This is a genomic window from Granulicella aggregans, assembly GCF_025685565.1.
In the GTDB taxonomy this organism is placed as follows: Bacteria; Acidobacteriota; Terriglobia; order Terriglobales; family Acidobacteriaceae; genus Edaphobacter; species Edaphobacter aggregans_B.
In genome coordinates this window covers 1480859-1501340 of the sequence record NZ_JAGSYE010000001.1, presented here as the reverse complement: position 1 = coordinate 1501340, position 20482 = coordinate 1480859, and the positions used below count along the sequence as shown (strand labels likewise).

Genomic DNA, 20482 nt, shown 5'->3' with positions numbered 1-20482 from the left:
ACTATTTCAACTTTAGAGGTCGCTGATGTTGACGCTCAAACAAATGCCCGACGGTCGCTGGATGGCGACGGTCCAGTATCAGAAGGCAAGAATTCGCATCTACCGCGATACCCGCGAACTAGCAGAACGCTGCGCGCTCCCCTTTCTTCCCACCGCCGCACCGGTCCGCACTACTGATCGCCAACCATAACGCACCACTCACCGCGCCACGCGCAAGGAGAACTATGAGCACCAACAAGCAAACACCTGTAGAAATTGACCCATTCTTGGAAGGGGCAAACATTGACTGGCGCGGGCTCGGCATTTCAACCGCCGCGAAGCCGACGGAGGATCACGGTTTCTGGAACCTGGATTCCGACAAGCAATTCAAAATGCCCAGCGTGGAGACCATGCTCCGCGATCCAGCGATCCGCCGCGAACTCGCACGCAAGGACCCTGAGATGGCGGCTGCTCTAATTGACGAAAAGATCGGGGAAGCTGCCGAAGAGTTTCGGCTTCGTAATCCGGAGTACATGGCGACGGATCGAAACCTTTCTGCAATCGTTCTCCACCTTGCCGACAGGCACTTAGGGAGGACATGGCTAGATGAGGAGACCGCGATCAACCGGCTATATGATTCCGGACATTGGACACCTGGCGACCTCACGAGCGCATACAAGTCGTTGCTAAAGGCCGGCAAGCTGGATGTTCCAAAGGGCACACGCCGCGCGCTGACCGAGCAAGAGAAGCTGCAACTGATCGCCCAAATCAGAATGAATGACTTAGAATCAGCGGTCGTGAACTACGTCAGTTGGGCTTTGAACGGAGCGTCCGTCGAGTACGACTCGCCCACTGATTTTCTCGCCCGCAATCCCGAACTTTCTTCAGAAGCCGCGCAGTTTGCGTGGTATCACGCTCATGCCGGCGAGGTTGATGCAGCAACATTCCGAGAGTTCCAGAAGGAGAAGCTAGTCGGGCATCGGATACTGACCGTCCATTTATTGGACAAGGCGTGGGAGGCGTGGAAATCTGCCCGTAAGTATTCAGCACTGTTCAGCGATGGCGGCGAGAAGCCACAGACCGTTGCGCCGGCCTCGATCACGAGACGTGACTTAGAGTCATTGAGCCCCGAAGAGAGCAACAGGCTTTATCAAGAATCTTTGCGCGAGTACGCGAAATCCCGTCGGTAGGCGGATTTTGCTCGCCACGTAAAGGTCCAATCGACTGGAAAGGTTGCGGGTGGGCAGGTACAAAACCACAAAGGTAGGAGTCGTCTCTGGTGTAGCCTGTGAGTCATGAGACTCGCCTTCACGTTACTCATGGCTTGCTTGTTACTTCCGCTCGCTGCCAGTGCTTCGACCCCGCGCCGAGCGCGTACACGGGCAGCAGCGCGACCCTACTACGGAGGCGCGAAACACTCCGCATCCCATAACGGATACTATGCTGGCGCCACGAACAGCCATCATAAAAACGGCCACTATCGCAGTCCGGTGACGGGTCGGGATCGATACGGAAAACACAAGCAGTAAGAATTCACCAACCTCGTAGAAACATGGCATCTAGGGAGCAACTTTGCCCCTTGCTGTCGACCGTGAGAATCGGAGCTTTGTCTATGACGCCGAACGTTGTGATCTCACTTCCCAGAACGACTCCACACCGAGCTTTACTCTCGTCAGACAACTTCCACTCGGTGCCGTCCGTGAGGTCTACAGTAGTCCTATCGACCTTGCCGTGGGGGAATTCGAACACTGCTGCCGTCCTGATCCAAATTGACGAGTTGCCAGCGTTAGACAACGAGTATTCAGTAGTCTGTCCGTACCCGCGATAGCGCTCTTCAAGTAGGAGAGTCGCTTCTGCTAGGCTTCGCATGCCACTTTGTTGCTCATCGTAGGCAAATTGAAGCCCCCTGATAGGGTAGATTTTGAAGACACGCTCTTTGCCGGACGTGGTGTCCAGATAGGGTGACCGGACGACCACGGCACCGTCATAGCTTGCGGAAGACAGAGCCCGTCCCAAGACTGAAACGATGTCGCTTCTGTCCACGAGCGCGGAGACGAGCGTCGGAAAGTTCAGGGTCAGATATAGATTCTTTTCGGTTGCCAGCATGACGAAGCACTGCGGCCCCGTACCCCATTTGGTGTCGGTTCGTTTTGCTTCGGCGTCCATGTAGTCTTGGCAAGCACGTTCACCAACCGACCGAGCCGCCGCTGCCGAGGAATTGTTGTCTGATTCCTTGCCGACCATAAGCGCATCCCACCAGAGCAGGTACCACCTCTCTGAAAGTGATGGAGCGTGGAACGCGTGGCCGGCCAGTTGAACATGCTCAACAAAATTTTGAGTGAGAAAGATTTGGTAATCAAGACTCTCGCGAGACATCGATGTGTCACTTATCTTCGTGTCGCAGATTATGTCGGTCTTGCACGCGCCCTTCAAAGAAGGCTCATCTACTAGGTGCTCAAATGTTTGGAATAAAGCCGAAGACCACGCTCGCCGTAGATTTCCCTCAAGCGCGTCGGTGGGTGAAACGACGCTGATTTCATAGTATCCAGCTACTTCACTTCGTTCGCCGGAGCAAAGGGTCGGAGCCTGCGGCACCATCGATGTCATTTGGCTGGTAATGAACGTACACACTGCTTGTGGCGAAGCAGGCAACGGAACCGTCTGTTTCTTGCGCTCCTGCCCTAAGCTGGAAGTCGCACCAAGCGCGACACTGAGAACCCCGAACACAATGAAGCTCCCCTTCATACGACCGCCTCTCGCGACTCAGCAACTTCTCTCGTTTGTTTGAGTCTCGGCGATGATCCATATCGAGTCAAGAAGGTTATGACTTATAGAGTGTGTACGCATCGGCTACATAGCCTGAAGATCACTGGTGATGCCGCTCGATATCCGAATTCGACTAGGACGCGCCGTCCGCCGTATTCGCGAAGAGCGACAGATCAATCAGGAAGAGGCTGCGGAACGCTGCGGCCTTCACCGTACCTACTACAGCGGTGTTGAGCGGGGCGTTCGGAACGTCTCCGTTGTCAATATCGAGAAGATTGCTAAAGGTCTGAAGATTAGTCTTCCAGACTTGTTCAGTCGGGTGTGAGCAACTTGGGCAGCTTGTGCCGGATTTTGTGCCTACCACCAACCCCGACGGTTTACGACGAATTGCGATCCTCTGGGTTACGAAGCTCTTTGGGTGCAGTAACTTGCAGCAACCCATAGTAGATTGATGTGCGTCGGTGGTAAAGCGTATAACTTCTTTAGAATCAATTCGAACGTGATTCGTAATCAGTAGGTCAGCGGTTCAACTCCGCTCATCGGCTCCATTCTTTTCCAAAACTTGTCCGCATCGTTCATGATGCGATGTCAGCGCTCCTGAACTGTGACCGGGCTGGGCAGGTGGAAGGGTTCTCTCTGCGTGGCGGGAACCGCAACGGGCATTCCCTTCAAGAGAAATCGAGTGAGGATCTCTGGCTTTCCCCACTCCAGCTTCCAGCCATCGTCGATGGCGACAACGATGTATCGGCCTGCCGGAACACCCATGAGAGCAAAGGTCCCGTCGAGGTCGCTCTGATCGCGGCGGAAGAGGTCAGGGTTGTCGAGCTCATCGACCGGAGCGAGAACAATCATCGCTCCGGCCATTGGTTTGCCTTCGCGGACGGCCGTGCCTTCGACCGCCTTCGCGGTTCCAGCGACGAAGAGTTTAAGGTTTGCGGCTTCGCCGGCTTCGAGTGCCCGATGATCCTGCGCGAGTTGCTTGTCGCCGTCCTCGATTCGCAGGGTCTGCCAGACAGTGTTCCCGCCATAGACGAAGAAGTGGTAGTCGTCCGGTGGGAGATTGCTGAAGGTGACGGTGCCGTCGGCGGCGATCTCCTGCCGGTTGTTGGAGAGCGGCCTGCTGCCTCGAAGCATGATGGAGGACTGAAGCGGAAGTTTGCTTCCATCCTCCTGGACAAGGCTCAGGGTCATGGAACCTTCTGCGATGGCGCGCCGGGGATCAGCCTCCGCCGATCCTTGCGTTAGGTCCACTACTCCGGAGTACGACGTGCCATCCGGGGCTTGAGCGGCCGTCTCAAACTCATATTTGCGCGGAGAGAGGCCGACGACCTCATTTTCTCCTGCGGAGTTTGTCTGTGGCGAGACGGATATATCTTCGAAGCCGTCGAAGACCGGCGTTTTCAGCGAGAATACAAACGATGCGGGCTCCCCGGGCCTGCTGCCGGTCTTGAATCGGACGGCCCGGACCGGGGAGAGATGAACGTCCGCCCGCGTCCGTTTGCCTGCTTTCAGGGGAATGGGCAGAGCGGCTTCCTGCTTGATGGTGTCGCCGTAGAAAGTAAGTGGATAGGCGACGTCGAGCGTCGCGTCGATGCCGTCGGGGAAGAGCGCCTGCGGATCGCCGGGCGAGGAAGGAACCGCATACCAGGGTTCGGCCCTCACGGAGACGAAGTAGTTTCCTGCGGGAAGCTGCGCGAAGACGTAGTCGCCTAAGGCATTGGTTTGCGTGGAGGAGTAGGTGTTGATCAGCTTCTTTCCGGTATCCTGCTTCTCGGCGTAGAGGCTGACCTGGGCAGAGGGGATGGGATCTCCCGATTCGTCGAGAACGCGACCGATGATAGAGGCCTCCGGTTCCAGTTGAAGGTCGAGGTTCTCCGTATCGATTCCGGCACCGGTCACGATAGCGGTTGAGTACAGCTCGTGCCCGCGATACGCGGAGGGGATGAAGCCGCGTCGCATACCGAAGAGCGAGTACTTGCCGGAGGCCACGCCTTCAAAGGAGAAGGCTCCGTCGTCGCCGGTGGTAAGGGAGCTGACAAGGGTGCCTCCCTGCGACACGGCGATCGAGACTGAGGCCCGCGGTAACGGATGCCCGTCGGCGGCGCTGAGCACGTGCCCCGCGATACGGTGCGTACCGACTGTCGATGGGGTTCCCTGGGAGTTCGCGCCGTGGACCCAGAGGAGGAGTGAAAGAGCGGCGATCAAGCGGGTGCGCCGGTTGTGAGAGAGACTCAATGCTCTACCTCGTCTACATAGCCAGGATCGCCGTAGGCGGTTTCGGGGGGAAGCGGTTTGAGGGAGGCCTCCGCGGTCTGTCGAGAGGTCACTTCGACCACGGCACCCTGCGATTCATAGGCCTTCATCGCAGCTTTGTTACGGTACTCGAAGGCAACGGGGCGACCTTCTCCTGCAAGAACGAGATACCTTCCCGGAACGACGTTCGCGATCGTGAACTTGCCATCAGGCTGCCAGTTTGCGAAGGCCGGCTGAGCGACATCTTCGTCGCCCATCGGGAACGCGACGACGTAGTTCTCGAACGCCCGCATTGGGCGGCCGGTGGATCCGGTGACGGTGCCTGCGATAGAGCCAGTGTCATCCCGAAGAACGATCGAGATCGCGGGGCCGGTCGCGCCGGGTTGAACGACGAGAGGCTCCCGGAGCAGATCGACACCCTCTGCCGTGGCGGAGGCTACATATCCTCGCCGGGCGTTGAAACGCACTCGATACCGTCCGGGGAGGACGCTCTCAAAGACGAGGCTCCCGGTACGCGAATCCAGTTGCAGCGAGGGAAAGTAGCCGGGCATGGCCATGTTGCTCTCCTGGTTTCCGAGGTCTTCGTGGGTGAGAAAGACCTCGACCGGGCGAGGTGGGGGCGGCGGAGCGGCATCAACTTCCTGCGGAGCGGCGGGCGGCGGAGCGGTATTCGCAGTCAGAATGGAGCCTTCCGGGAGAGGAGACGGTGCGGCGTCTGCCGCGTCTGGATCCGGGCCGGTGAAGTCTTCGCGAACTTCGAGCGTGATCCTGGTTCCGGGGGCCAAGGCGATCGCGGCACCCTGCACCGGCCTGCCCGCAACGTTGAGATTGCCGGTGCCAACGCGAATGTTCGGGTTCGTGCCAAGCGCGTTTCCGTCTCCAATTTCGACGACGGTGAGGTGATAGACCCCGTCCGGCAGCATTCCTTCAACCTTTTGCGACTTTGGGTTGAAGCCGAGAGTGTATCCCGGGCCGTTCTCACTTGCGACCTGGACCTGAATGTTCTTGACTGGAGTTGCGCTCGCCACAGGGAGTTCGACCTGGAAGTACTTTGCGCTTCGGAGGTTCAGGTCTGCCACGGTGTTCTGGCCGCCGCTTAGATGGATGATGGCAGCGGAAGTTCCGGGCGAGCCGGCGGAGTAGAACTGTGGAGGGTAGCTGGCGACGGGCCGGCTTGCCGTCGTCGACATGGGGCCGACCTGTTCGACCCACTCGGTGGTAACGAGCTTGTAGTCTCCCGGCATCAGGCCGCCGAAGTGGAACCTCGCTCGAGCGTCTACCTGCTGCGTCTGGACCTGGTTCCAGGTAGAGATGCCCTCCTGCAACTGCCTGCGGAGCAACTCGACGCTCAAACCGGAGGGAACTTCGTCTGCCGCTCCAACGGCGGTTCCGGAGATGGAGCCCTCCGGCATCAACTGCAGCCGCAGTTCTGCCTTGAGGGCTGCGAGATCGTCAAGCGGGAGCAGTGCCGGCAGGTTCGGAGCGCGGAAGCCAGGCTTCCTTGCGACGATATACGGGGCCTGAACCTGACCGCGGAGTCGAAGAGCGGAAGAGTTGGAAGGGTTGGCCGCCGCGGGGTTGACGTCGAACTCAAATCTCCCCTTATCGTCGGTCATGACGGCCATGCGCCGATCGACGCTCGTCACCAGGGCGCGACTGAGCGGCGTATGGGTGACAGCATTGACGACGACGCCATGAACCCGGACGAGAGACGTGGGAACGTTATCGAACGATTGCGCGTAGGTCCCGAGCGAGCAGACAAGCAGCCCGACGCAGAGTCGACCCTGTAGATAAACTCCTGCCGCACGGCCCTTGCTTGGCACTGTTCTCCTCTGTGGTGACGTACCCGCGATGGCAATACTGTATCAGCCCCTTGTTTGACTCAGGAAGGTTCTGCGGCGTTAGGGACGTGCGGTAGAGATGGCATCCTGAGTTGGCGTTACCGTTTGTATCCGCTGCGTCAACGGCGCATCCTCACGATTCGATGACTGGCTGGTCTCGAGGCAAGAAAGACACCGACGAAGTTCCACGCGGCCACTGCGGTTGGGGCTCTTTACCCAAAGATAGGGGGTTGCCGAAGCACCCCTTTCGGGGGGAGTGTCGCGATGTGGCGCGTACGAACTTCACTTGATGACTGGTGAGAGCCAAACGGTTATGCACCGGAGCGATGGGCTTATAGCTGCTTCTGACCGAATTCGAGTCTTATGCGCAGACGACCATCCGCTTGTCCGCGACGGGATCGCATTCGCGCTGCAACAACAGACGGATATGGAACTTGTTGCCCAGGCCAAAAATGGGTTGGAAGCGGTCGAAGCGTACAGAAAATATCGACCTGATGGGCCTGCAGATGCCGGAGATGAATGGCATCGACGCGATGGAGGCTATCCGCAAGGAGTTCCCGCATGCGCGGATCGTGATTCTGACGACGTATTCGGGGGATATTCGGGCGTCGCGCGCGCTGAAGGTGGGAGCGGTGGGGCCGGATTGGGCCCTGACCCGGAACTTATATTCACCTGGCTTGAGGTGGCTGTAGAACGCCTGCCTGCGCGTGCCCGCCTGTTGCCAGGTCTTGTCTTCCGGTTCGAGCATGTACTCGTAGGTGATCTTTTCGGGCGAGCCCAAGTCCATCGCGATGTAGTCGATCTCGAGATTGGTCAGCTCGTTAGCCCGGCGTGTGAACTGCGTCAGGCGATGTTCGCGATCCATGACAGGCACACCATTGACGGAGACACTTTGCAGCAGAATATCTTGAGTCGGATGATGCGAAGTAAGCCGTTCGGGGTCAAGGGTGAAGACATTTCCCGAGGTCGCGAACCATAGAAGGCCGTCCTTATCGGCAGCCGCGGAAGGGGTGGGCTTTAGTTGGGTCGCTCCGCCTGATACTCCCTGACGCTCGTCGAAGAGGTCGTAGTCCAGTTGTTGTTGCTGGCCTTTGAGGACGCTTGTGACCTGATCGCCGGGGATGTGCAGAATGCCTGCGTTGGTGTTGATCCAAAGGTTTCCGGACCTGTCTTCGATGACTCCGGAGATGCCACGAAGCGGGCTGCCGCCGCGTAGATGAAGGCTGTGAAAGCTGCCGTCGTCGAAGTAGGCAACGCCGTTTGTGCCTGCGGCCCAAAGCCTGCCGTGGGCCATCGCAAAGGTGAGAACGCTGCCGATGTCCGCTGTCTTCGAGGCGGCCAGGTTATGACCGTCTTTATCTTTCGCGACGGGACGTACAACATGGTCGCGTTTCAACGGCGGCTGAAGAGAGTGAGGTGTACCAGACCTCGCTGCCGACAGCGCTGTTGCAGGGCGTGTATGACGGCGGAACGACGTTCTCTGAACTGATGCAGCATGGCGACCTCGGGCTGGGGACGTTCAACGCTCTGGACGGCGAGATGGTCGCGCTAGACGGGTGCTTCTACCAGTTGCGGGCCGATGGCAGTGCAACAAAGGTTTCGCCCGAGCAGAAGACTCCGTTCTCGGTGGTGACCTTCTTCCAGCCGGAAAAGGAGTTGGCGATTGAAGAGCCCATCGTGAAGACGGAGTTGCTGAAGCTGATCGAAGCGGCCACAGAGGCTAACCTCTTCTCCGCGATTTGCATCGATGGGCACTTTACCGGGATGAAGACGCGAACCGTAGCGCGACAGGAGAAACCCTATCCGCCTCTGACAAAGGCTACCGCCTCACAGGCTGTTCATGAGTTTCCCGAGGTTGAAGGTAAGCTGGTCGGATTTCGCTCGCCGGCATATGCACAAGGCCTGGAGGTGGCTGGCTTTCATCTTCACTTCATCCAGAAGGACCGGTGTGCGGGAGGACATGCGCTGGACTTCACTGTGAGCAAAGGCTCGATCAAGATCGCAATCCTTCACCGGCTGCATATTAAGCTGCCGCAGTCCCCGAGTTCCTTCGAGCGCGTACCGATGTTGCCGATATCGATCAGGAGATCAGGACAGCCGAAGGGTGATGCTGCCATTGGTGCCGGGTTGCGAAAGCGGCCCATTGCCTGATTCGGACCAGATGAAGGTCTGGCTTTGGAGAAGAGCCTTGAGATCGATAAGGTTCGATCCGGATGATCGGTATCGTCTTGATGTTTTCCAGACGCAGAACTCGCATCCATCCGGGCTGAGTCCTCATTCTGGTGCGGGCCGCCATCGGGAGAGGGCGGCCTGTTTTCCACCGGGGTGCCTATTCGGCACCTCGCTCATCATGCTCACTCCGTCTTTTGCTGAGCGCTGGGCCCTCGCAATCTGCGTCGCTCGATCATTTCCAGATCGTTTCTCGCTACGATAGAGAGAGCAACCATGGCCGACCCGAAGACGCTCTCCCCCGAAATCCTCCTGCACATCGCTCAGACTCTCAATATCCCCATGCACAGCCTGGCGGCTGTCATCGGCCTGCTGAACGAAGGCGGCACTGTTCCGTTTATCGCACGCTACCGCAAGGAGGCGACCGGCAACCTCGACGAAGTCCAGATCCGCGACATCGAAGAGAAGCTAGCTTACTTCCGCGACCTCGTCAGCCGGCGAGAGACGATCCTTGCGTCCATCTTGGAGCAGGGTAAGCTTACGGACGCGCTGAAAGCGCGGATTGACGCGACGCTCGACAAGTCCGAACTGGAAGACCTGTATCTTCCGTACCGGCCCAAGCGCCGCACCAAGGCGACCATCGCGCGCGACCGCGGCCTTGACCCGTTGGCGCAGTATCTCTGGGCGCAGGAGGCGACGGGCCAGCCGCTGGCCGAGTTCGCTGCGACGTTCGTCGATCCGGTGAAGGAAGTCGCAACCGTCGAAGACGCGCTCGAAGGCGCTCGTCACATCGTGGCCGAGACCATCAGTGAGGATGCGGATCTGCGCAAGCCGGTCCGGCAGCTGATGTTTGACGAAGGCATCATCGTCAGCAAGAAGACGCTGGACGCGGTCGACGAACAGGAAAAGTTCAAGATGTACTACGACTATCGCGAGCCGGTGAAGACGATTCCTTCGCATCGCATGCTGGCGATACGTCGTGGCGAGACCGAGGCAGTCCTCTACTTTCTCATCGAGCTTGAACCGCTTCGCGCTACTTCACTGCTGCGCTCGCGCATCCTCCGCGCGCAAGGCGATTGGACGCCACATCTCGAGCTCGCCATCGAGGACTGCTGGAAACGCCTTCTCAACCCATCGATACAGGGCGAGATCCGCCTCGAACTCAAGAAGCGCTCCGACGCCGATGCGATCCAGGTCTTCCGCGACAATCTGCAGAACCTGCTGCTGGCCGCGCCCGCAGGCCCTATCTCCGTCCTCGGCATCGATCCTGGCCTGCGTACCGGTTGCAAGGTTGCGGTCGTCGATGAGACGGGCAAGTTCCTCGCGAACGATGTCCTCTACCTGCACACCTCGAAGAACGCGGCCTCCGGCGCGGGCGATACGCTCGCCTCGCTCATTGCAAGGCACAACGTCCGCGCCATCGCTATAGGCAACGGGACCGCCTCACGCGAGACCGACCTCTTCGTCCGCGAGTTCCTTCGGGACCACAAGCTCGATGGCATCTTCTCCGTCACGGTCTCGGAGTCGGGCGCGAGCATTTACTCGGCATCGGACATCGCGCGGCAGGAGTTCCCCGATCTCGATCTCACTGTGCGAGGTGCGATCTCCATCGCACGCCGCCTGCAAGATCCGCTCTCGGAGCTGGTGAAGGTCGATCCAAAATCGATCGGTGTGGGCCAGTACCAGCACGATGTGGATCAGAGGCAGCTGCAGCAGTCGCTCGAGACGGTGATCGAAAGCTGCGTGAACCGCGTCGGCGTCGATCTCAATACGTCCTCATGGACCCTGCTTCGTTACGTTTCAGGGATCACTGAACGTACCGCGCTCAACATCGTCGCTTATCGCGATCAGCATGGGCGCTTCCGGTCGCGCAAACAACTGAATGAGGTCGCTGGGATCGGCGCAAAGACGTTCGAGCAGGCTGCCGGCTTCCTGCGCATTCGCGATGGCGACGATCCGCTGGATGCGACTGCGGTGCATCCGGAGTCGTACCCGGTCGTCGGGAGACTGGCCGAACACCTGCAGACATCGGTCTCCGAGCTCATCCGCAATCCTCAGCTTCTGGTCAAGGTCGATGTAAAGGTCCTCGCCGCGGGCACCTTCACGGTCACCGATATTCTGGAAGAGCTGCGCAAGCCGGGACGCGATCCTCGCGACAAGTTCGTCGCTCCCAGCTTCTTGGAGTCTGTGCGGGAGCTGTCGGATGTGCAACCGGGCATGGTGCTTGAAGGTGTCGTCACCAACGTGACGAAGTTCGGGGCCTTCGTCGACATCGGGGTACATCAGGATGGCCTCGTCCACATCAGCGAACTCTCCAACCGCTTCATCAAGGAGCCGTCGGAGGCCGTGAAGGCGGGGCAGATCGTAAAGGTGGAGGTCCTCAGCGCGGACGCGAAGTCGAAGCGGATCGCCCTGTCGATGAAAGCGCTGATGCCTCCGGCGGCGGGCAGGCCAATCGTACCAAGCCCAAAGGCGAAGCCGATTGCCGCGCCTCCAGCTCAGCCCACGCTCAACGACAAGCTCGCGATGCTGTCCACAAAGTGGCGCGTCTCCTGAGGCGCGAGAGGACATAGCCTCTCGAGCAGCCTGCGGGGCGCTCGGCTGCGGGTTAGCTCCTGTCCGGCATCTTCCGGATCAAGACCGGTATCTCCAAGATCAGACGAGGCTGCACAGCCACGCGGATTTCTGGACAAGACAGTACAGTCCTTGCGACGCTCCGTGCATCCCACCCTCTGTTTCCGCAGGGCCGCAATCCATGGAAAACGATCGCTTGATTGAGAGTGACATCCCGGGCCGGCTTGACCGTCTGCCGTGGAGCAGATGGCATCTTCGTGTCATCTCCGCGCTCTCCGTCACCTGGTTCCTCGATGGACTCGAAGGTAGCCTAGGCGGCTCGCTCGCCGGGGCCCTGAAAAGCCGCGGCGGCCTCTCTTTCACGGACGCTCAGCTCGGCCTCAGCTCGTCCTTCTATCTTGGCGGGGCCGTTCTCGGGGCCCTCCTCTTCGGCTACCTCGCAGACCGATTCGGGCGCCGCCGCCTTTTCACCTGGACGCTGCTGCTCTACCTGTGCGCTACAGCCGCCACCGGCCTCTCCTGGAGCATCGCCAGCTTCACCTTCTTGCGCATCCTCACGGGCGCAGGCATCGGCGGGGAGTATGCAGCCATCAACTCTGCCGTGGACGAGCTCGTGCCCGCCCACCTCCGCGGCCGAGTCGATCTCTGGATTAACGCCACCTTCTGGGGCGGCATCATCCTCGGCTCCGTTGTCTCCTCGGCGTTCCTTTCGCCGCATCTCTTCGGCCAGCACCTCGGCTGGCGCATCGCTTTCAACTCGGGCGTGCCTCTCGGCATCCTCGTGCTCTTCATGCGCCGCTACATTCCCGAAAGCCCGCGCTGGCTTCTCAGCCGAGGCCACACCGAGCAAGCCGAAGCAGTGATGCAACAGATCGAGTCAGAGGTCCCCCTCGGATCTGGCCCACTCACACTGGAAGCCGAGCCCGTGCCGCTCCGCATTGAGTCCGACTCGTCCATCCGCCGACTCCTTACCCTCCTCATCGGACCTTATCGTTCCCGCGCGGTCCTCTGCTTCATCCTTATGGCCTCGCAAGCCTTCTTTTACAACTCCGTCTTCTTCTCGCTGGCCCTGGTGCTCCTGCGCTTCTACGCCGTCCCTGCCGAACAGGTCGGTTACTACTTCATCCCCATCGCCGTCGCGAACTTCCTCGGCCCCATCGTCCTTGGCAGGCTCTTCGACACCCTCGGCCGCCGGCAGATGATCGCAGCCACCTACGTCCTCTCCGGCGTGGCGCTCTTCGGCTCAAGCTGGCTCTTCCTGCACGGCATCTTGAGCCTCCGCGCCCAGATCATCTGTTGGACTGCGACGTTCTTCTTCGCCTCCACCGCCGCGAGCTCCGCCTATCTGACCGTCAGCGAGGTCTTCCCGCAGTCCGTCCGCGCCAGCAGCATCGCCTTCTTCTACGCCTTCGGCACCCTCGCCGGAGGAGCCTTCGGCCCGCTCGTCTTCGGCCATCTCGTCGGCGGCCCATCCCGCACACCACTCTTCCTCGGTTACCTCGCCGGGAGCGGGGCTATGGTGGCCGCTGGCCTTGCTCAGGCCATGTGGGGCGTAAATGCGGAACGAAAACCGCTTGAAGCGCTGGCGCTCACTTGCGAGAATCGATGAACTTGCACGTTGCTCAGTGATCTTTTTCCGCGGCTTGAATTCCATGGCAAGAGCGAGTGCTGGATACCCCACTCCATCTGACACATCGCAGCGCGAGTGTTACGGAATACCTCGAAAGTCGAATCTACATTTGCATGCGCGAGCAGTAAGTTCTAGCTACCGCCGATCCGACGGCGTGGCTCCGGCCCGCAGAACGAGTGTCCCTTGCATATCTTCCGCGTTGCAGTCGCGACTCGCCGATCCCGGTCTATGCCGGCAATTTTGCTGCTCGCGATGCTGCTTTGTGAAAGCATGTTTGCGTGGTCCCAGGAGTACGTCTACCGGGCATTCCGGCAGCCGCAGGGCCTCGAAGATCTTTCCCTGAACGCGCTGGCGACCGACCCGCAGGGGTTTCTATGGGTTGCGACCGAAAACGGTCTCTATCGCTTCCTAGGGTCGAGCTTTCATCGCTACGGCACAGCGGAGGGGATTCTCGAACAGAACGTCAAAGCGGTCTTTTTCGGTCCCGACGGCTCGTTATGGGCGGGCACGGACGAGAATCTCTATCGTTGGAATGGAAGATCCTTCGGGCTAGCCAGCACGAACGGCATTCAGGTAAGTCATGCGAACGACATTGCGGCGGGGTCTCCGGGGGAACTGCTGGTTCTTTCGAAGGGCAATCTGCACCGGCTGAGATACCAGCAGGGTGTGCCCTTTAGCGGTGCCGCCAGGCCGGGCACCGGGGCGGCGACTCCCGCGCCAGTGAATGACAGCCTCTTCTTCACATCAAGCTATCTGGCGAGCCATCCCGACCTGGAGCATATCGGCGGCTTCGCTGCGCTGCCCGATGGAACGCTCTGGATGGCCTGCGGAAGGAAGCTCTGCTCCTGGCGCGCGCCCGAGCAGGGTGGCAGCGAGCCAGTGCTGACCGAGTGGAACGAGAGTTCGGGGGTAACGCCTGACGTCTACTCGACGATTCTGCTTCATCGGAATGGGTCGATCTGGGCGGCTGGCGGACATCACATTCTTGAGCTTTCGCGCGGAGGCCCGGAGCGAGCGGCTTCGCACAGATTTGTCGACCACTCGGTGCCGGCCTCGGCGCACAACGGAACCTACGACTGGGTCCCGCTTGCGATAGATGCCAGGGGCAATATCATCACGTCGGTGGGTATCGGCATCGATCTGTGGGATGGGAGGTCCTGGAGAAATATCAGCAAGGACAATGGACTCTCCTCGACCCACATGAGGACGTTCCTCTTCGACGCCGCGGGGGATCTATGGGCGGGAAGCAACGGCCATGGGCTGTATCAATGGCTTGGATACCAGGACTGGGAGGGCTGGACCGAGCGCAAGGGACTGCCGTCCTCGAACGTCTGGTCCGTCGGGCTATTCGAGCAAGAGCGGGCCCTTGTCGGCACCGAGCAGGGACCGGCCAGCGTTGATCCCGCAACGGGCCTAGTCACCGCTCCCTTCCCGGCGGAGAGCTGGAAGTATGGGCAGGTGACCGGCATGGTCTCCGAGGGGAACGGCAGCATCCTTGCTGGAACCTCATCGGGTGCCATGCTCCGCATTCAGCAGCACCCGGATCGCATCAGCCAGATCGCCGATCTACAGAGCTACGTCTATGAGATGTTCCAGGAGCCGACGGGCCGGACCTTCGTCCTTACTCGTCGTGGCGTCTTCGACGCCGCGACGTTGAAGGAGCCGAAGCCGGTACCGGTGCCACAGTTTGGGTCTCTGATGGGAACCCCTGCAGGTGCGATGGCACCAAACTTTTCCAACGCCTGCCTCGGAACCGGGGGAAGCTCGTGGTTCATCAACAAGCATGGCCTTGTCCAGCACACGTTCGCGAACAACCAGGACCTGTGGACACGGCCGGATATCGATGGACTTCCGACGACGGGCGACCGTATCCGGGATGTGACCTGCGACCCGGACGGCTCGTTGTGGATGACGGTCAACGATTCCACCTTCTGGCACGCCATCCCGGAGAAGAGCCAGAAGGGACCGGCAACTCGCCTGAAGGCGACACAGCTTGTTCTTCCTGAGGACTCACGCTCGCTCGCCCTTATCGGAGCCGTGGTGGATAGCCGCGGGTGGTTGTGGATCGGAACGGATGACGGTCTGCTGGCGTTCAATGGCTCAACGTGGCGGCACCTGACGCAGGAGAGCGGGCTGATCTGGAACGACTGCAACGAGAATCGGCTTTCCTTCGGCCCGGATGGCTCCTTGTGGATTGGCACCAGCGGCGGACTGGGGCGCATTCGTCATCCGGAACATATCTTCGCCGACCGGCCTCCGCGGATCGCGATGGTTGAGGCGAGACATGGGGCGCAGGAGCTGCCGCTGACGGGAACGCTGGACATGCCTTGGTCCCGGCTCGACCTGAGCTTCCAGTTTGCGGCCCCCGAGGTTCTGAATCGCACCGGGCTTGTCTTCGACTACCGGACCGAGGGCCTGGAGGATGACTGGGTGGAGACGCGCAACGAGACCGCGCACTTCCAGTCCCTGCCGCCGGGAAGCTATCACTTCCAGGTGTACGCGCATGATCTGACCAGCGGAATTCGGTCAGAGACGCTTACCGTGGACTTCAAGATCGAAGCCCCGTGGTGGCGGACGCGGTGGTTTTACGCCTTGTGCTCCGCGGCGGCGTTCCTGTGTATCGTGCTTCTGCTGCACCTCCGCACCAAGCGCCTTCTTGCGCAACAGAGGCATCTCGAGAGGCTGGTACAGGAGCGGACTTCGGAGCTCGAGGTCAGCCGCGAGGAACTCCGCCGGCAGGCGACACATGACGCTCTGACCGGATTGCTGAATCGCTCAGCGATGTTAGCGGCATTTCGCCTGGAGATGGGACGGAGCGTCCGCGAAGGAAGCCCGCTGACGCTGGTGCTTGGCGACATCGACCACTTCAAGCGGGTGAACGACACGTACGGGCACCTGGCGGGGGACGAGGCGCTGCGGCACTTTGCTTCCATGCTGGGCAGCAGCGTCCGTGACTACGACCATGTTGGGCGCTACGGGGGCGAAGAGTTTCTGATCCTGCTGGTGAACGTTGGACGGGCCGAGGTGAAAGAACGTCTGGCCGCGCTGCACGCGTCGATCAGCGACCTTACGGTGGTCGATGGCGCCTCCGAGTTTACGCTGACCTGCAGCCTGGGAGCGGTGTGCATGGAGCCGTGCGACCTTTCGTCCGGCAATCCCATTGTCGATCAAAAGCTGGCGCTTTCTACAGCTGACGAGGCGCTCTACCGGGCGAAGAGGAGTGGCCGCAACCGTGTGATTGTTGGAGAGCTGGGTGAACTCGCGGGCGCTCCAATGGCCGAAGTGCCTATGGAGACGGTGTGATCTCCGCTCGGCGGCATGTTAGAAAGTCAGTACCGGGATTTGAACGTTACGGAAGGTCCGATTTTCGTCGTATGGCACGGGGTGCGCCCAGAATGGAGTTTTGGCGCACATGGCAGAAGGGATACCCCAGGGGCTAAACCCGCATTACGAATAGAGCATTTACGGCACGGCTGAAGCCGTGCCCCTAAAGCAAGACCGGGTATCTCAACAAGTTCCTAGAGTCGCACCACTGAGGAGCCAGGTGGATCTTAGGAGAAAGCAACTCGTCATCGGTGCCGTCGCGCTGCAGGGGATCCACTTGCTCGCGTTCGTTGTCCTGAAAGACGCTAAGGTCGCTTCGAACACCATTCAGATCTTCATGGTGCTTCTGACCTGCTGGGTCTGCTGGTCGGAAGGCCGTTTAGAAAAGCGGCATTCGCGACAGCCCTGGAACCTGGTCTGCATGGGGCTTCTTCTGTGGACGGCCGCGCAGATCGCATTCCTCGCCTGGGTCGTCACTCAATCGCCTACCTGGGTCCCGGTGTATGAGACCTTCTGGCTTCTCTTCCCGTTTCCTATGATCCTCGTGGCCTTCCGGCTGCCTCCGTCGCCTCAGCGGGACATACCCGGCGGGTTGGATCTTGTCCAAGCCTGCATCTTCTTCTGCACGCTCTTTGCCCTCGTCTTCGCCAAGCCGGACATCATCAGCTTCAACCTTGCGTACGAGGTCCAGAGCCTTGCTCTTCCGCTGGCCTTTGCGCTTCGCCTGTCGATGACCCTGCGCGGCTCCGACAGGACGTTTTACCGCTATCTCACAGTATTTTCCATCCTGTATGCCGCGTCCTCTTCGATCGGATACATCGCCGAGATCTACGGCCTTCCCTCCGGAACTTTCGTGGACCTCTGCTGGGTGCCGGCGTTCACGGTCTACTCCATCCTGATCGCCCGCGGAAACCCGGTTCGCGTTGAGCTGCGGAAGTCCAGCTGGCTCGCCGATCCAACTCATCTCCACGGCGTCAGCGCGCTGGGGCTTGCGGCCATGTCGCTGGGAGCCGCCGCTACACTTGCCCTGCATCGGCAGACACTGGGGACGATCGTTGTGGCCCTAGCTTTTCTGCTCTTTGGGATACGGATCAGCCTTCGTGAGTGGCAGTCGCATCGTTTTCACACCAGGATCGAGTACACCCTGACGCATGACGCCCTCACCGGGCTCGGGAACCGCGCGTACCTGCAACATGAACTCTCCCGATGCCTCAACGAGCCTCCGGAGGCAGACCATTGCGGAACCGCGCTGCTCTTCATCGACCTCGATCGCTTCAAGGCAGTCAACGACGACTTTGGCCACTCGTTTGGCGACGAACTGCTCAAAGAAGTTGCGAGCCTGCTGCGGTCGTCGGTGCGCAAGGGAGACATCATCGCGCGGCATGGCGGCGACGAGTTCGTCATCCTGCTCGAACAGGTCCAGCTTGAGGAAGCGAGGACCTGCGCCGACGGCATCGCGAAGAAGATGCGCGCGCCGATGAAGATCGATGGGCGGGTGGTTCATCTAAGCGCCAGCATCGGCCTCGCGCTCAGCAGCTCGAGCGATCGGGCCGACACGCTGCTTCAGGACGCCGACACCGCGATGTACAAGGCAAAGCAGTCAGGCAAGGACCGGATCCAGATCTTCACCCCCGATCTCATCGCAGGAGTCAAGAACAGGAACACCCTGCTGACGGACCTGCGCTCGACATTGGACGCGCAGAGCTTCGAGGTCCACTATCAGCCGATCTACGGTCTATGGAACCATTCCGTGGTGGGCTTCGAGGCGCTTGCGCGCTGGCGACATCCCGAACGCGGCATCATCAGCCCGGCCGAGTTCATTCCTCTTGCGGAGGAGACCGGGCTGATCAATGAGTTGGGCAGGCAGATCCTGAGAAAAGCCGCCGCGCAGTGCCATGCCTGGAACCTGCAGTTCGGAACGGCGCTCTCTGTCAGCGTGAATGTGTCGGCGCACCAGTTCGCCAATCCCGACCTTCTCGAGACTATCCAGAGGGCTCTCTCCGAGACTGGCCTTAGCCCGGCGCTGCTCAAGCTGGAGATCACCGAGTCGGTCCTTCTAAGCGGCTATGAAGGTGTCGCCGAGGTACTTGCCAGCGCCCGTTCGCTCGGCATCGGGATCTGCCTCGATGACTTTGGCACCGGCTACTCTTCGCTGAGTTACCTGCTCAACTTTCCCTTTGACATCGTCAAGATCGACAAGAGCTTCGTCACGAATCTGGATAGCAAGTACGACCGTGCGGAGATGGTCCGGTCTATTACCGACCTCGGCCGCCGGCTCGATATGCAGATCGTGGCTGAAGGCGTCGAGACCATCCAGGAGCTGGCTCGGTTGCAGGAGTTCAACTGCGACATGGTGCAGGGTTTCCTGCTCTCGAAGCCTCTCGACGCGCAAACCGTGCAGATGCTCCTGACGCATGACGAGCTCTCCACACGATACCTGGACCGGCTCTCCGAGCTTCAGACGCACATCGCGGGAACTCTGCTGCAGTAAGGCCTATCCCTCTAGCGGTTGCAGGCTGACGGTTCAGGTATCATCTAGCCATTCCAGTCTTTTCCAGAGCAGAGCTTCAGACGATGAGGGCGTGCGTCTCTTCGTGGAAGAGACCCTCTTCAGTCGACCCGAGAGAATCACACGTCTTCCGCTGCAATGCTTCAGAACAGAACGAAGGAGCCGCATGACGCATTCCACTACCTTTGTCCAAAGTCCCGTCCGGCTTCGAACGACTTCGGTCGCCTGGCGGTTTGGTCTGGCTCTTCTGCTGCTTGTCAGCACCGGCACCGCGAATGCGGAGGGCAAGCGCAAGGTGATCATCGACGATGACGGCTTCGGGATGATGCATATCATGCTGCTGAAAGACCCCACCGTCGAGGTGCTCGGCCTCACCTCTGTGACGGGAGACCTGTGGGAGAAGCAGGCGGTCGCGTCCGCGCTGCGCGGACTTGAGATCATCGGACGAACCGATGTTCCTGTATCCGGAGGTGCCGTTTATCCGCTGGTTAACTCTGAGGCTCTGACCGACCGCTGGGAGGCGCTCTACGGCAAGCTTGTGTGGAAGGGTGCCTGGATGAAGCAGTGGGTCGAGCCGACCGCGCAAAGCCTGGTTGTCTATCATGGCCCGGACGACCCCATCGATCTGCCCGAGGGCAACCCGAAGATCAAGGCTTCGGAAGAGTTGGCCGCGAACTTCCTGATCCGCATGGTGCATAAGTATCCCGGTGAGATCACGATCATCGCGGCAGGGCCGATGACGAACCTGGCACTTGCGCAGCGGCTCGACCCGTCGTTTGCCGGACTTGCGAAAGAGCTTGTGTACATGGGCGGCAGCTTCAATCCACAGCAGATGCTGAACAACAGGTCCGCTTCCGACTTTGCCCGTGAATATATGAACTCTCCACGGCGAGAGTTCAATATTCGCTTCGATCCGGAGGCGGCGAGCATCATGTCACGAAGCCCTTGGAAGAAGGTCACGGTCGTCCCGGCCGATCCTGCGACAGCGACCCAGATGACCAGGAGTCTGCTTGATCGTATGGCTAACGTCGCGACACCGGAGCTCGCAGCGCACCTGCGCTTGCAACCGGCGGGATTTCCTCTCTGGGATGAGATCGCTGCTGCGGTGTGGATCGATCCCACACTGGTTCGCTCGAGCGAGACGCTGTTCGTCGACTACAACAGCCAGTTCGGACCGAGCTACGGCGATACGCTATCCTGGCGGCCGGGCTATGAACCAGGTCTTGGTGAACGGAAGGCCACGGTCGTTCGCACAATCGATCCGGAACGGCTGGAAGCGCTGATGATCAAGCTGGTGAGTGAGGGCAAGCGTTAGGATCGGTCGGCACGGCTTCAGCCGTGCCCTTAGGCAAGACGAGGTCTTTAAGCGATTTTCTAGTCCAGCGCCTCTTCTTCTTCCTCGCGAGCGGTCTCCCACTTAGATAACGGTACGGAGGG

12 protein-coding genes and 1 pseudogene are annotated in these 20482 nt (G+C 60.0%); 9 read left to right on the top strand and 4 right to left on the bottom strand.

Annotation, left to right across the window (positions count from 1 at the left end; translation table 11 throughout):
- The first annotated feature begins 224 nt into the window (after positions 1 to 224).
- The gene (locus tag OHL18_RS05980) at positions 225 to 1169 is read left to right on the top strand and encodes a hypothetical protein (protein ID WP_263373910.1); all 945 of its coding nucleotides are present in this window, start codon (positions 225 to 227) and stop codon (positions 1167 to 1169) included.
- A 343-nt stretch (positions 1170 to 1512) separates the two neighbouring features.
- On the opposite strand, the gene OHL18_RS05975 is transcribed toward OHL18_RS05980, so the two are convergent.
- Positions 1513 to 2724, bottom strand: coding sequence for a hypothetical protein (locus OHL18_RS05975; protein ID WP_263373909.1), 1212 nt, complete (start codon positions 2722 to 2724; stop codon positions 1513 to 1515).
- Between the two features lie 130 nt (positions 2725 to 2854).
- Between OHL18_RS05975 and OHL18_RS05970 the strand changes: the two genes are divergently transcribed.
- Positions 2855 to 3070: a helix-turn-helix domain-containing protein gene (locus tag OHL18_RS05970; RefSeq protein ID WP_263373908.1), complete on the top strand. Its 216-nt coding sequence runs from the start codon at positions 2855 to 2857 to the stop codon at positions 3068 to 3070.
- Between the two features lie 263 nt (positions 3071 to 3333).
- Here the strand turns inward: OHL18_RS05970 and OHL18_RS05965 are convergent, their stop codons facing one another.
- A complete protein-coding gene (locus OHL18_RS05965) occupies positions 3334 to 4980 on the bottom strand; it encodes an MSCRAMM family protein (protein WP_263373907.1) in 1647 nt (548 codons plus the stop codon).
- Positions 4977 to 6821 (bottom strand): carboxypeptidase-like regulatory domain-containing protein, encoded by a 1845-nt coding sequence (locus OHL18_RS05960; RefSeq protein WP_263373906.1) that lies wholly within the window; start codon positions 6819 to 6821, stop codon positions 4977 to 4979. Before OHL18_RS05960 ends, OHL18_RS05965 begins: the two co-directional genes overlap by 4 nt.
- A gap of 470 nt (positions 6822 to 7291) precedes the next feature.
- Here OHL18_RS05960 and OHL18_RS05955 point away from each other — a divergent pair, with 470 nt between their 5' ends.
- Entirely contained in the window at positions 7292 to 7531 is a 240-nt protein-coding gene (locus OHL18_RS05955; RefSeq protein WP_317890480.1) for a response regulator, read from the top strand.
- On the opposite strand, the pseudogene OHL18_RS05950 reads toward OHL18_RS05955, so the two are convergent.
- Positions 7492 to 7626 (bottom strand): annotated as a pseudogene (locus OHL18_RS05950) (triple tyrosine motif-containing protein); the annotation flags it as partial. The gene OHL18_RS05955 and the pseudogene OHL18_RS05950 sit on opposite strands and share 40 nt — an antisense overlap.
- A 629-nt stretch (positions 7627 to 8255) precedes the next feature.
- Between OHL18_RS05950 and budA the strand changes: the two are divergent.
- The 6 genes from budA (at position 8256) to OHL18_RS05920 (ending at position 20360) form a co-directional block, all read left to right on the top strand.
- A complete protein-coding gene (budA, locus tag OHL18_RS05945; RefSeq protein WP_263373905.1) occupies positions 8256 to 8990 on the top strand; it encodes an acetolactate decarboxylase in 735 nt (244 codons plus the stop codon).
- Positions 8991 to 9284: 294 nt separating this feature from the next.
- The gene (locus tag OHL18_RS05940; RefSeq protein ID WP_263373904.1) at positions 9285 to 11564 is read left to right on the top strand and encodes a Tex family protein; all 2280 of its coding nucleotides are present in this window, start codon (positions 9285 to 9287) and stop codon (positions 11562 to 11564) included.
- A 199-nt stretch (positions 11565 to 11763) separates the two neighbouring features.
- Complete coding sequence (locus OHL18_RS05935) at positions 11764 to 13191, top strand: MFS transporter (protein ID WP_263373903.1); 1428 nt, start codon at positions 11764 to 11766, stop codon at positions 13189 to 13191.
- Positions 13192 to 13440: 249 nt separating this feature from the next.
- A complete protein-coding gene (locus OHL18_RS05930; protein ID WP_263373902.1) occupies positions 13441 to 16515 on the top strand; it encodes a diguanylate cyclase in 3075 nt (1024 codons plus the stop codon).
- Positions 16516 to 16756: 241 nt separating this feature from the next.
- A complete protein-coding gene (locus OHL18_RS05925; protein WP_263373901.1) occupies positions 16757 to 19027 on the top strand; it encodes a putative bifunctional diguanylate cyclase/phosphodiesterase in 2271 nt (756 codons plus the stop codon).
- 184 nt (positions 19028 to 19211) lie between these two features.
- Positions 19212 to 20360 carry a nucleoside hydrolase gene (locus OHL18_RS05920; protein WP_263373900.1) on the top strand — a complete coding sequence of 383 codons (1149 nt, stop codon included), beginning with the start codon at positions 19212 to 19214 and terminating at the stop codon, positions 20358 to 20360.
- The last annotated feature ends 122 nt before the right edge of the window (positions 20361 to 20482 follow it).